The sequence below is a fragment of the Brevirhabdus pacifica genome (assembly GCF_002797755.1).
GTDB lineage: Bacteria > Pseudomonadota > Alphaproteobacteria > Rhodobacterales > Rhodobacteraceae > Brevirhabdus > Brevirhabdus pacifica.
This window is the reverse complement of sequence record NZ_PGFI01000012.1, coordinates 331,672-343,897: the sequence shown is the minus strand read 5'-3', so window position 1 is coordinate 343,897 and position 12,226 is coordinate 331,672. Positions and strand designations below refer to the sequence as shown.

11 protein-coding genes are annotated in these 12,226 nt (G+C 67.1%); 1 reads left to right on the top strand and 10 read right to left on the bottom strand.

Features of this window, described 5'->3' with window-relative positions; all coding sequences use genetic code 11:
* Positions 1-111 precede the first annotated feature (111 nt).
* The 9 genes from CLV77_RS16865 to CLV77_RS11045 form a co-directional block, all read right to left on the bottom strand.
* Positions 112-237 (bottom strand): hypothetical protein, encoded by a 126-nt coding sequence (locus CLV77_RS16865; protein ID WP_257787318.1) that lies wholly within the window; start codon positions 235-237, stop codon positions 112-114.
* Complete coding sequence (locus CLV77_RS11080; RefSeq protein WP_083707934.1) at positions 234-1,667, bottom strand: c-type cytochrome; 1,434 nt, start codon at positions 1,665-1,667, stop codon at positions 234-236. The genes CLV77_RS16865 and CLV77_RS11080 overlap by 4 nt, the downstream gene beginning before the upstream one ends.
* A 1-nt stretch (position 1,668) precedes the next feature.
* Complete coding sequence (locus CLV77_RS11075) at positions 1,669-2,904, bottom strand: formate dehydrogenase subunit gamma (RefSeq protein ID WP_076981169.1); 1,236 nt, start codon at positions 2,902-2,904, stop codon at positions 1,669-1,671.
* A gap of 119 nt (positions 2,905-3,023) precedes the next feature.
* On the bottom strand, positions 3,024-3,617 hold the full coding sequence (gene fdh3B / locus CLV77_RS11070; protein WP_076980511.1) for a formate dehydrogenase FDH3 subunit beta: 594 nt from the start codon (positions 3,615-3,617) through the stop codon (positions 3,024-3,026).
* 13 nt (positions 3,618-3,630) lie between these two features.
* A complete protein-coding gene (locus CLV77_RS11065) occupies positions 3,631-6,618 on the bottom strand; it encodes a formate dehydrogenase subunit alpha (RefSeq protein ID WP_076980512.1) in 2,988 nt (995 codons plus the stop codon).
* Between the two features lie 104 nt (positions 6,619-6,722).
* Positions 6,723-6,920 carry a twin-arginine translocation pathway signal protein gene (locus CLV77_RS11060; protein ID WP_076980513.1) on the bottom strand — a complete coding sequence of 66 codons (198 nt, stop codon included), beginning with the start codon at positions 6,918-6,920 and terminating at the stop codon, positions 6,723-6,725.
* Positions 6,921-6,962: 42 nt separating this feature from the next.
* The gene (locus tag CLV77_RS11055; protein ID WP_076980514.1) at positions 6,963-7,568 is read right to left on the bottom strand and encodes a TorD/DmsD family molecular chaperone; all 606 of its coding nucleotides are present in this window, start codon (positions 7,566-7,568) and stop codon (positions 6,963-6,965) included.
* Positions 7,568-8,380 carry a DUF3306 domain-containing protein gene (locus CLV77_RS16910; RefSeq protein WP_076980515.1) on the bottom strand — a complete coding sequence of 271 codons (813 nt, stop codon included), beginning with the start codon at positions 8,378-8,380 and terminating at the stop codon, positions 7,568-7,570. The genes CLV77_RS11055 and CLV77_RS16910 overlap by 1 nt, the downstream gene beginning before the upstream one ends.
* Positions 8,377-8,928 (bottom strand): DUF3305 domain-containing protein, encoded by a 552-nt coding sequence (locus tag CLV77_RS11045; protein ID WP_335625427.1) that lies wholly within the window; start codon positions 8,926-8,928, stop codon positions 8,377-8,379. Before CLV77_RS11045 ends, CLV77_RS16910 begins: the two co-directional genes overlap by 4 nt.
* A 418-nt stretch (positions 8,929-9,346) precedes the next feature.
* Here CLV77_RS11045 and CLV77_RS11040 point away from each other — a divergent pair, with 418 nt between their 5' ends.
* Complete coding sequence (locus tag CLV77_RS11040) at positions 9,347-11,359, top strand: 4Fe-4S binding protein (protein WP_076981170.1); 2,013 nt, start codon at positions 9,347-9,349, stop codon at positions 11,357-11,359.
* Here CLV77_RS11040 and CLV77_RS11035 read toward each other — a convergent pair.
* Complete coding sequence (locus CLV77_RS11035; RefSeq protein ID WP_083707935.1) at positions 11,353-12,126, bottom strand: hypothetical protein; 774 nt, start codon at positions 12,124-12,126, stop codon at positions 11,353-11,355. The two genes, CLV77_RS11040 and CLV77_RS11035, sit on opposite strands and share 7 nt — an antisense overlap.
* Positions 12,127-12,226: the final 100 nt, after the last annotated feature.

The window sequence follows — 12,226 nt, the reverse complement described above, 5'->3', positions numbered from 1 at the left end:
GCCTGCTGTGTTGAGGGGGAAGGCGGCGAGATGCCCCCGTGCCGGGCCATGAGGCCCAACAGGGGGCGAAATAGTGATGCGGGCGCGCCGCCGGCGCCCGCCCCGGATCGCTCAGCCGTTGCGGACGGCGGCGCCGGTCGTCAGTTCGCGGGTCGAGAAGCCGGCGTGCTCCAGCGCCTCGTTGGCGCCCCAGGCGATCGCGGTGATGGCGACCAGGGCCAGAAGGAAGGATTTCATTTGGTGTCCTCTTGCTTGAATTGGCTGATGCTTCCCGCCCCGGTGGCGTGACGGAGAAAGGCGATTAGGTCGGCCCGGTCCCCGGCGCCGGTGATGCGCTGCATCGGCATCTTGCTGCCGGGGATGTAGTGGTCGGGCCCGATGTCGAAGAGCCGGTCGATTGTGTCGTCGTTCCAGACGATGTCCGATCCGGTCAGGATGGGCGAATAGCTGTAGTCGGCGACGCTTCCGGCGCGGCGCCCGAACAGACCCGCCAGCGACGGGCCCGCACGGCGGGCGCTGCCCGGGGTCAGGCTGTGGCAGATCGAGCATTTCCGCTGGAACTGGCGCTCGCCGTTGCTCATCTCTTCGGGGGGGCGCAGGAAGCTGCGCGCGTCGCGGACCATCTGGGTGGGCTCGTCCAGCGCGCCGACCGGCCAGGAATAGGCCGCGTCGTCCAGGCCGCCCGCGTGAATGCTGCTGCCGTCGGCCGAGAAGGCCAGCGCCCAGACCGGCCCTTTCAGCGTGGCGCGGAAATCGCGGGTGATCGTCCAGCTGGCGGTGTCGATCAGCATGATGAACCCCTCGCCGTCGCCGACGGCCAGAGTCGTAAACCCGGGGTCGCCCGCCATGGCCAGGATCGGGCGGCGTTCAAGCGTGAAATCGGCGATCTCGTCGCCAGTGGTGGCATCGACGATCCGGGTCACCCCGTCGACGGCGCCATAGGCAAGCCAGCCTTCGGCCTCGTTCAACACCATTGTATTGACGCCGAACCCGTGGCGCACCAGCTGGCGCAGGGGCTCCCCCGCGGCCACGTCCCAGACCAGGATCGTGCCGTCGGCCGAGGCCGAGTAGAGGCGACTGCCGTCAGCGGAAAAAAGGACATCGTTGACGCCCGCGTCGTGGCCCTTCAACAGGCGGCCCGCCCGGGTGGCGCCTGACGCGGTCTCGCCGGGGGCGGGCAGGGGCCAGAGGCCCACGGTGCCGTCCCAGCTGGCCGAGGCGGCCATGGTGGCGTCGGCGCTGACGTCCAGCGCGATGACCTTGCCCGCGTGACGGCCCAGCACCTTGCCCGGATCGTCGTCCGCCGGCGCGTCCAGGTCCCACAGGATAACATCGAAATCGTCGCCGCCGCTGATCGCGCGGCCGGGGCCCGCGAATTCCACGGCGTTGACGGCGGCGCGGTGCTTTTCCAGCCACCGGGGCTGGCCGTCGTGCCACAGGCCCACGGAATAGTCGAAGCTGGCGGTCAGGATGGCCGATCCGTCGGTGGCCTCGGCCAGGCCCTTCACGGGGCCGCCGTGGCCCTTGAGGGTGAAGAATTCGGCCGCCCCCGCCATGCCCGCCCCCAGCACCAGCCCGGCGCAGAGGGTGGCAAGGCCCAAGCCGCCGGCGCGCGCCCCCTGGTGGGGGCGGCCCAGCGGCGCCGGGATGCGGGGCCGACCGTTCATGTCACTCGGCAGGCGTGGGGGCGTGCGGAGGATGGTCCGGCGCATGTGCGTCCTCGCCGGTCAGTTCCTCGTACCAGATGGAGTGGTGTTCCTTGGCCCATTGCTTTTCCACACGACCGGATCCCATGGCGTCGAACGCGCCTTCCATGCCGATGGTTCCCAGGTAGATGTGCGCCAGGATCACGGCCATGAAGACGAAGGCCACGATCGAGTGCCAGAGCTGCGAGAACTGCATCTCCTCGTGCGGGGCAAGGGTTCCGGGCAGGTCCGCCATGCCCAGGTAGTGGGGCAGGCCCAGATCGTTGACCCAGGCGAAGGTGGCCGCGAACATCGGCACCTCGAACGGGAACAGCAGCGACAGCCCCGAGGCCGAGACCGAGACGCCCAGCAGGATCACCGCCCAGAAGATCATCTTCTGACCGGCGTTGAACTTCTTGGCGGGCGGGTGCTTGCCCTTCGAGAAGATGCCGCCGCCCATCATCAGCCACTTCACGTCATGCCGGTTGGGGATATTCTCCACGACCCACAGAACGAAGATCAGGATGATCCCCAGCATGAAGGCCCAGCTGACGTTGTTGTGGACCCATTTGGAAGCCTGGGCCAGAACGGCGTAGTTTTCCTTGCCCACATAGGGGATCAGGCCAACGCGGCCAAAGAGCGTGATCAGCCCCGAGATGCCCAGCAGCACGAAGCTGACGGCGGTCATCCAGTGGGTGAATCGCTCGAACCCGTTGAAGCGGGGCAGGGTGACGCCGGTGATCGGCCCTTCGATGCGGATGCGCCCGCGCAGCAGCAGGAACAGCGCCAGCAGGCCCAGCGTGCCCAGCAGCAGCCAGCCGCCGTAGGTGCGCAGCGGGCCGGCGCGGAAGTCCAGCCACCACATGCCGCCCTCCTGCACCAGGACAGTGGCGCCGGGTGTGCGGGACGAGGCGATGACATCGGCCGAGTTGTAGCGCAGGGCGCGCCAGAGTTCGGGGTCCGAGGCGCCGCCCAGCGTGCCCAGGGGTGCGGTTTCGGGCAGGCCGGTGTCGCCGCCGCCGGTGGCGTTACGGCGGAAACTGTCGTCGATCTTCACGCCCTTCTGGCGGGCGATGATGTCCTCGAGGGTCTGGGCACCGCCCGTCTTCTCGCGGTTGTCGATGACGTATCCGTCCTGGACGACCTGGGCCACGCCGGGGGCCGGCGCGGTGGAGGTCAGGACGATGACCGTCAAGAGGGTGAGCAGGGCGCGGAGCATCGGCATCATGTGTTCCTTGGAAGACAGCGGGTCGGATGTGACGCGGGGCGGGCGAATGCCCGCCCCGTCATGGGTGGGGGCCGGAACATGCCCGGCCCCGTTTTCTTGCGAAGGGCTGCTTAGCCGCCCTTCTGGCCATAGGCGGTTCCCCAGCCCCAGGCGCCCGAGCCGAAGCCCCGGGCCACGACCCGCTCGCGGTAGATCGCCGAGACGACGTCGCCGTCACCGGCAAGCAGCGCCTTGGTCGAGCACATCTCGGCGCAGATGGGCAGCTTGCCCTCGGCGATCCGGTTGCGGCCGTATTTCTGGAACTCGGCAGTGGAGCCGTCGGCCTCGGGGCCGCCGGCGCAGAAGGTGCACTTGTCCATCTTGCCACGGCTGCCGAAGTTGCCGGCCTGGGGATACTGCGGCGCGCCGAAGGGGCACGCGTAGAAGCAGTAGCCGCAGCCGATGCACAGATCCTTGGAGTGCAGCACGATGCCCTCCTCGTCCTGGTAGAAGCAATCCACCGGGCAGACGGCCATGCAAGGCGCGTCCGAACAATGCATGCAGGCCACCGAGATCGAGCGTTCGCCCGGCTTGCCGTCCTGGATCGTCACCACACGGCGACGGTTGATGCCCCAGGGCACCTCGTGCTCGTTCTTGCACGCCGTGACACATGCGTTGCACTCGATGCAGCGTTCAGCGTCACAGAGAAACTTAGCTCTTCCCATTTCTCATTTCTCCTTATGCTGCCCAGATCTTGCAGAGAGTGGCTTTTGTCTCCTGCATCTGGGTCACCGAGTCATAGCCGTAGGTCTGTGCCGTGTTGGTCGATTCACCCAGCACGTAGGGGTCTGCACCGTCGGGATACTTGTCCCGCAGGTCTACGCCCTCCATGTGGCCACCGAAGTGGAAGGGCATGAAGGCGACGCCGGAATGAACCCGCTCGGTCACCATTGCCATGACCTTGACCTTGCCGCCCTCAGGACCTTCGACCCAGACCTGCGATCCGTCGCGAACGCCCAGGTTGTTGGCATCGCGGGGATTGATCTCGACGAACATGTCCTGCTGAAGCTCGGCCAGCCAGGGGTTGGACCGGGTCTCGTCGCCGCCACCCTCGTATTCGACCAGACGGCCGGAGGTGAGGATGATCGGATAATCCTCGGAGAAGTCCTTCTCCTGGATCGACTTGTACATGGTCGGCACCCGCCAGAACTTCTTGTCGTCGTAGGTCGGGTAGTCGGCCACCAGGTCACGGCGGTTGGAGTAGAGCGGCTCGCGGTGAAGCGGGACCGGATCCGGGAAGGTCCAGACCACGGCGCGGGCCTTGGCGTTGCCGAAGGGGGCGCAGCCATGGGCGATCGCGACACGCTGGATACCGCCCGAAAGGTCGGTCTTCCAGTTCACGCCGCCGACCTTCTCGTTGTAGTCGGACGGGATCTCACCCTGCTGCGAGGTCTCGCCGACCTCTTCCTCGCCGGCGACGGGACGCTGGTCGCGGAAGCCCGCGACATACTCGATCGCCCGGCGCTCGTAGCCGGACAGGTCCTTGTCCCAACCCAGTTCCTGCAGCATGGCCATGGTGAACTCGGGATAACCATCCTGGATTTCCGAGCCCGCCGAGTAGACGCCCTCGGCCAGAAGGTTCTGCCCGTCCCGCTCGACGCCGAAGCGCGCGCGGAAGGTCAGGCCGCCCTCTGCCACCGGCAGAGACAGGTCATAGAGGTTCGCCGTCCCGGGATGCTTCATCTCGGGCGTTCCCCAGCAGGGCCAGGGCATGCCGTAGTAGTCGCCATCGGCCGGGCCGCCAACCGCGCGCAGCGTGGTGCGGTCGAAGGTGTGCTGGTTCTCCATGTGCAGCTTCATGCGTTCCGGAGACTGGCCGGTGTAGCCGATCGTCCACATGCCGCGGTTGAACTCGCGGGTGGTGTCCTCGACGTTGGGCTCGCCATCCTCGACCGCGATGTTGCGGAACATGCGGTCTGCAAAGCCGAACTTCTCGGCGAACATGTGCAGGATGGTGTGGTCGGGCTTGCTTTCGAACAGCGGTGCCACGACCTGATCGCGCCACTGGAGCGACCGGTTCGAAGCCGTGACCGAGCCGCGGGTCTCGAACTGGGTCGCGGCCGGCAGCAGGTAGACGCCGTCGGTGCGGTCATGCAGCACGGCCGAGACGGTGGGATAGGGGTCCACCACGACCAGCATGTCCAGCTTCTCCATCGCCGTCTTCATCTCTTTCTGACGGGTCTGCGAGTTGGGGGCGTGACCCCAGAGAACCATGGCGCGGGTGTTGTCGGGCTGATCGAGGTTCTCGCGATCCTCAAGCACGCCGTCGATCCAGCGGCTCACCGGAATCCCGGTGAAGTTCATCATCATCCGGTCCTTGCCGTCGGCATCGGCGCCTTCCATGACGGCGAAGCGATCCTTGAGCCAGTCCAGATCCTCTTCCCAGACGCGGGCCCAGTGGGCCCAGGAGCCGGGCGCCAGGCCGTAGTAGCCGGGCAGGGTATCGGCAAGAACGCCAAGATCGGTCGCGCCCTGAACGTTGTCATGGCCGCGGAAGATGTTGGTGCCACCACCCGAGGTGCCCATGTTGCCAAGGGCAAGCTGCAGGATGCAGTAGGCGCGGGTGTTGTTGTTGCCGTTGGTGTGCTGGGTGCCGCCCATGCACCAGATCACGGTGCCGGGACGGTTGTTGGCCAGGGTCATGGCGACGCGGCGCAGCTGGCTGCCGGGGGTGCCGGTGACGCGCTCGACCTCTTCGGGGGTCCAGCGGGCAACTTCGGCGCGGATCTCGTCCATGCCCCAGACGCGGGTGCGGATGAAGTCCTTGTCTTCCCAGCTGTTCTCGAAGATGTGCCACAGGATGCCCCAGACCAGCGCCACGTCCGAACCGGGCCGGAAGCGGACGTATTCGTCAGCGTGGGCGGCGGTGCGAGTGAAGCGCGGATCGCAGACGATCAGCGGCGCGTTGTTCTGCTCCTTGGCCTTGAGAAGGTGCAGCAGCGAGACGGGGTGCGCCTCGGCAGGGTTGCCGCCGATCACGAAGATCGCCTTGGAGTTGTGGATGTCGTTGTAGCTGTTGGTCATGGCGCCGTAGCCCCATGTGTTCGCAACGCCCGCCACGGTGGTCGAGTGGCAGATGCGGGCCTGGTGGTCCACGTTGTTCGTGCCCCAGTAGGCGGCGAACTTGCGGAACAGGTAGGCCTGTTCATTGCTGTGCTTGGCCGATCCCAGCCAGTAGACCGAATCCGGCCCCGACTCTTCGCGGATCTTCATCATGCCGTCGCCGATCTCGTTGATCGCCGTCTCCCAGCTGATGCGCTTCCACTGACCGCCTTCCTTCTTCATCGGATACTTCAGGCGACGCTCGCCATGGGCATGTTCACGCACCGATGCGCCCTTGGCGCAGTGCGAACCGAGGTTGAAGGGGCTGTCCCAGCCGGGTTCCTGGCCGACCCACACGCCGTTGTTGACCTCGGCCACGACCGTACAGCCGACCGAGCAGTGGGTGCAGACCGACTTCACCGTCTGGACCGCACCCTGCACGGCCTGCTGGGCCGAGGCGCGGGTGACGGTGCCGCCGGTGGCGCCGATGGCGGCCAGACCGCCGATGGCCAGACCGGATCCGCGCAGGAATGCGCGGCGATCAAGGGCCTTTTCCGAAATATTGGACAGGAGCGATGTCCGCTGAGGGCGCCGGGCGACCCCGCTGGTCTTTTTCCTGAGCATTGTTACCTCCGATAAGCTTCCCGGTCCAAGTCCGGGTTGCCGGGTTTTCGATGAAGGCGGCCGCGGGCATCATCAACGCCCGAAACCAATGGTCCGAACGGCCGTCAGAAACGGGCGCTGTCGTAGTAGGCGCGGGTATGCGCCGTATCCTGCATCCCCTCGCGCTTGCCGTCGTCGAGCGCATCCGCGGCCTCGGCCTGGGTGCCGGTCAGCACGGCGGCCGCGGCGGCGGGGGCGGAAACCGAAGCAAGCTTGAGAAAGTTTCGGCGATTAGCTTTCTCGCCGTCTGTTCTTTTGCTCATCTGGATTCTCCTGTCTTTGGGCCGTGGCCCGGTGGTCGCGGATCAGTCCGCGGTCATGCGAAAGGCGTCTTTCTCGATCTCGATGAAGGCCCGGCCGGCGGCGCCCACGGGCGCATAGAAGACCGAGTTCTTGGCCCCCTCGAGATCGGTGAAGAAATGTCCGGCCCAGGGGCCGAGGTGGCGGTTGAAGAAATCCTTCTGCACGCTGACCGGGGCCGGGGCGCCGAAGCGGCCGGTGATCAGACCGGCCATCATCTCGAAGAGGCTGGCGATATTGTCCTCGGGCTCGAAGACGTTGGGCGCGCGGATGATCGACAGCCGCCCCATGTCACCGCGCAGGGCGGCGAGGGGCTTTTCGTTCAGGAAGCCGGTCAGGTAGTAGCTGGCATAGGGCAGCAGCTCCCCCCGGCCGAGGCCGATGAAGAGCGCGTTGAACTCGGCTTCGGCGACGGAAGGAGAGGTCGCCCCCGCCAGCCGCGCCAGCGATTGCACCGCCTGGCCCAGTTCGCTGTCGTCACCCGACAGGGCGCGGGTCTTCTGCAACAGCACCTTGTCCGGCGGCGTTGCCAGCAGCACACCGAGAAAATCGTAAAGATCAGCGCGCAGCCGATCCTCTTCCGCGATCATCTCCTGGGCGGTTTCGGCCATCAGAACCTGCCTTTCGAACTATGGGCATCCGCGGGGGACGCGGTTTCGGCGAAGGAAAAGCGCATGTGCCGCCGGGGGGCGGGGCTCATCCCTTCGTCGTCATGGGTGTAGGCGTCGCGCGGCCGAAGCTCGGCCATCGCATCTGCGGTCTCGTCGTCGATGTCCTCGGGGCTGTCGCCCTCGGCCATCTCCTGGGCCGCGTCTTCCATCTCGGTTTCGGGGGCGAGGCCCCGGGCGCGGGCATTCTCGGCCGAGCCATGGGCCGCGGTGCGCGACCCGGCCTCGGGCAGGCGGAGCGAGCTGGAGCTTTCCGAACCCTCGGCAGACGCGGCGTCGGCGACCTTTGTGCCTTCGTCGCCATCCTGCGGGTTTTCAAGCGCGTCGGCGAGGGCGCGGGCCTTGGCTTCCATCGCCTCCACGTGGCGGGTCATGCCGCGGCCGACCTGATAGGCGGTCTGAAGGTTCTCAACGCAGGTCGCCGCGTCGGTGTAATCGTCGGCGTAATCCACCAGATCGTCGAGGTTGGCCAGCACGGGATCGGACAGCCAAAGCCGGCGCAGCGCGCGGCGGCGCAGGCGGTCGGGCACGGAGCGGGCCATGAAGGCGGCGAAATCGGCGCCCTTGCCCAGCGTGTCGGGATCGGGGAGGCCCAGCTCTTCCAGCAATTCCTCGTCGGTTTTCTCGGCCTGAGTGCTTTCCAGTTCGGCCAGCTCGCGGGCTTCGCGCAGCTCCTGCTCGGCGCGGGCGGCGGCCTGTTCCTCGGCACGCACGGCCGCCTTGCGGCGGGACCAGAAGTTTCCGCGCGCACTCATCCGTCCGTCCCCGTGTCGGCCCCGGTGGGGGCGTTGGCGGCGCGGCGCGGTGCGCGATACACGTCCGAGACCTGGCGGATGCGGCTGTCGCCCTTGCCATTTTCCTGCCGGTCGGTGCGGATGCGGTCGCGGCGACGTTTCACGAAGACCTCCTCTTCGTGGTGAGTGTCGCAGAATTCCTGAACGAAAGCGACAAGACCGGCGGGCATTGGAACCAGCTCGACGATGTCCTCGGCGTTGTCACAGTAATCCTGGGCCTCGAAGGCCGACGCGGTCACGAACACAACCTCGAGGTTGGCGGGCGGCGTGGGCTTTTCGGTCGGGCGCATGACGACGCAGACCGAGGGCGTGCGCCCCGCGAGGGTCGTCAGGTAAGCCTCTGTATCGGTGCGATGAAGTTCCAGCCGGATGGTGCCCGCGTGATATTCCACCGTCTCGCCGTCGCGGCGCAGTTCCTTCCACGACTCGGGGCCGGCGCCCGGAAGAACCGCAACGGCCTTCCAGTTCCAGGCCGCCCAGCGGGTGACGCCCGGTGATTTTCGAATCACGATGCCAAGAGGCAACGAGGTGGCATTCGGCGGCATACGGTTAATGATCTCCTTGCGACGGGCGCCATCTTTCGATGTGCCATGTCGCTATCCCCTTGGTTGTAAATAATGCAGCAGGCTGAGCGTTTCGCCAAGTGCAAACTGTGCAAATGGTCAAAATTTCTGGCCAATTCCCTCGGTATGCATCATTAGGGCGGGGTGCAGGGCATCCCGTGGCGTTGTAACGGCCGGCTGGTGTACCGATGTATATTTCCCTCTTTTCACTATCGAAAGAGGGCGGCGATCAGCTTTCCGCGAGGGTCCGTGAGGCCCCCAACGCGGCGGAGTATCGCCTTGTTCGAGGCGCGGGAATCGTGCCTAGCTAGGGGCCATCTTGCCGCATGACGACGCGGCAATGAAACGATTTATGGGGATCGATGTGACCAATACGCTAATTCTGTGCGACTGCCTGGGAAGTCAGAAGGTGGACCCGGCCAAGATCGAGGCAGGGGCAGAGATCGCCTGTTCGCGCGTCCATACCGCCCTTTGCACCCGCCAGGCCGACCTGGCGGCACAGGCGATGCTGGATGGCGAGGTCACCATCGCCTGCCAGCAGGAGCGCGCCCGCTTCGAGGAGCTTGCCGCCGAGATCGGGGCCGAACTGCCGCAGTTCGTCGACATCCGCGACCGCGCCGGCTGGTCCAGCCACGCCGAGGAGGCCGGCCCGAAACAGGCGGCCCTCGTCGCCGAGGCCCGTCTCACCCCGCCCGATGCTCGCGCCCTCGACGTCCAGTCCGAGGGGATCTGCCTGATCCTGGGCGCGCCCGAAGTGGCGCTGCCGGCCGCCGAACGCCTGTGCGAGACGCTGGCGGTAACGGTCCTGCTGACCGGGCAGACCACCCACGCCACGGACATGGCGGCGGATCTGCCCATCGACCGGCGCTTCGAGATCGTGGCCGGGCGGTTGCGCAAGGCCCAGGGCACGCTGGGCAACTTCACCCTGGCCATCGACGCGCTGCAACAGCTGGAGCCCGGCGGACGCGGGGCCTTCACCCTGACCCCGCCCATGGACGGGGCCGAAACCCGCTGTGATCTGATCCTGGACCTCAGCGGTGCCACCTCGCTCTTTCCTGCGCCCGCCAAGCGCGACGGCTACCTGCGGGTCGACCCGGGCGATCGCGGCGCGGTCGAGGGTGCCGTCTTCGAGGCCGCGCAGATGGTCGGCACATTCGAAAAGCCCCTTTACGTGCGGCTGGAAGAGTCGCTCTGCGCCCATTCGCGCGCGGGTCGCGTGGGCTGTCACAACTGTCTCGACATCTGTCCGACCGGGGCGATCTCGCCCGCCGGGGACCATGTCGCCATCGACCCGATGGTCTGTGCCGGCTGTGGCGCCTGCTCGGCGCTTTGCCCCTCGGGGGCGATCACCTATGACGCGCCGCCCGTATCCTTCCTGTTCCGCCGGATCGAGACCCTGGCCGCCGCCTATGCCCGCGCCGGGGGGCAGGCACCGCGCCTGCTGGTCCACGACGCCGAGTTCGGCGCCGAAATGATCGCCCTGAACGCGCGCTTCGCCGAAGGTCTGCCCGCCGACGTGATCCCCCTGGGCCTCGAGACGATCTCGGGCTTCGGACATGCCGAGGCGATGGTGGCGCTGGCCGCCGGCTTTACGGGCATCGACCTGCTGCTTTCGCCCAACAGCGAGCGCGACGCGCTGGAACGCGAGGCCGCGCTGGCCAACGCGCTGGCCGGGGCAGGGGGCGAAGAGGAAAGCGCCGTCCGCGTCCGGCTCTTGGACATTTCGGACCCGACGATGCTGACCGAGGCCCTGGCCCCCGCCGAGGGGATGTCCCCGCTGGTGGGCGTCGGGGAGGCCGCGCTGTCGCTCGGCAGCCGCCGCCAGGTGACGCGGCTTGCGGCCAAGGCGCTTCACCCCGGCTCCGAGGCGGTGTTCTCGCTGCCCGAGGGCGCGCCCTACGGCGCGGTCCTGGTCGATACCGAGGCCTGTACGCTCTGCCTCTCCTGCGCGGGCCTGTGCCCCGCCGGGGCATTGGGCGACAACCCCGACACGCCACAGCTTCGCTTCCAGGAGGATGCCTGCCTGCAATGCGGCCTCTGCGCCGCGATCTGCCCCGAGGATGCGATCACGCTGGAGCCGCGCTTCAACCTCTCCGACGAGGTCTATCGTCAGCAGGTCCTGCACGAGGAGGAGCCCTTCGACTGCATCTCCTGCGGCAAGACCTTCGGCGTGCGCTCCACCATCGAGCGGATCACCGAGAAGTTGGCCGGCAAGCATTCGATGTTCGCCACCAGCGAGGCCGCCAAGATGATCCAGATGTGCGATGATTGCCGGGTGAACGCCCAGTATCATTCGCAAAACAACCCCTTCGCAGGCGCCGAGCGGCCGCGCCCGCGCACAACCGACGACTATTACTCGGATCGCAAGGATCACTGATGCCGGATGGGGGCGCCCAGATCGGCCGGATCGATGCCGGTCACATAGGCCATGATCGCCTCGAGATGCTCCATCGTCATCTCGAGGGGGATGATCGGTGGCGGCCGGCCCTCGTCGAAGGGCTCGGTCACGTCGGCGATCTGGGTGAAGGACGGGTGCGGGTTGAGCAGGTAGAACGTGCTGAACCGCACTTCCCAGTCGGCAAAGGTGCGCATCACGCCGAAGGACGGGGTCGATCCCAGGCCCTTCATCCGGTTCTGCGGCCCGACCACATGGCAGCGCCCGCAGAAGGTCAGCGACAGTTTCTCGCCCAGGACCGCGTCACCCGTGGGCGCGGGCCCGCTTGCATCGGCGGCGGGGCCAGTGGCCGGGAAATAGATCTGCGTGCCACCAGGCGCGAAGGCCGCGACGGTGTTGCCGCCGATCTCGGAGGTCAGCCAGTCGACGAAGCGCGCGGCATAGGTGGCCGCGGCCGCGTCGGCATTCTCGTGGGTCGATCGCACCGCGTAGGTCCGCGCCTCGTCGCGCAGGGCGGGGGCGGCATCGGGCAGGGCCTCGACAGGGGCAAGCAGGACGTCCGCGCCGCCGGCGCCGGCGGCATTCTCGAACGGAACGCTCAACACCCTTATGCGGGTCTTGAGCAGGAAGCGGGGGGCCAGGTGGGCCATCAACCCGCTGCTTTCAAGGGCCGGATCGGCCGCGACAACGACCTGGCGATCCTGTGCGCCGGCGGCAAGAGCGCTGGACAAAAGGACCGTGAAGGTCAACACAAGCTTCCAACCGGATCGCATCGGCAGTCGGCCTCCCCTGAGTGCCCTGCCGTCAGCCTAGGGGCCGAGGGTTTCGGCCGTCAATCCAAAACGAAAG

Bases quoted from the DNA above. Each gene is read 5' to 3' on its own strand.
- CLV77_RS11060 (WP_076980513.1), bottom strand. From the start codon at position 6,920: ATGAGCAAAAGAACAGACGGCGAGAAAGCTAATCGCCGAAACTTTCTC.
- CLV77_RS11055 (WP_076980514.1), bottom strand. From the start codon at position 7,568: ATGGCCGAAACCGCCCAGGAGATGATCGCGGAAGAGGATCGGCTGCGC.
- CLV77_RS11080 (WP_083707934.1), bottom strand. From the start codon at position 1,667: ATGAACGGTCGGCCCCGCATCCCGGCGCCGCTGGGCCGCCCCCACCAG.
- fdh3B (WP_076980511.1), bottom strand. From the start codon at position 3,617: ATGGGAAGAGCTAAGTTTCTCTGTGACGCTGAACGCTGCATCGAGTGC.
- CLV77_RS11075 (WP_076981169.1), bottom strand. From the start codon at position 2,904: ATGCTCCGCGCCCTGCTCACCCTCTTGACGGTCATCGTCCTGACCTCC.
- CLV77_RS16865 (WP_257787318.1), bottom strand. From the start codon at position 237: ATGAAATCCTTCCTTCTGGCCCTGGTCGCCATCACCGCGATCGCCTGG.
- CLV77_RS11065 (WP_076980512.1), bottom strand. From the start codon at position 6,618: ATGCTCAGGAAAAAGACCAGCGGGGTCGCCCGGCGCCCTCAGCGGACA.
- CLV77_RS16910 (WP_076980515.1), bottom strand. From the start codon at position 8,380: ATGAGTGCGCGCGGAAACTTCTGGTCCCGCCGCAAGGCGGCCGTGCGT.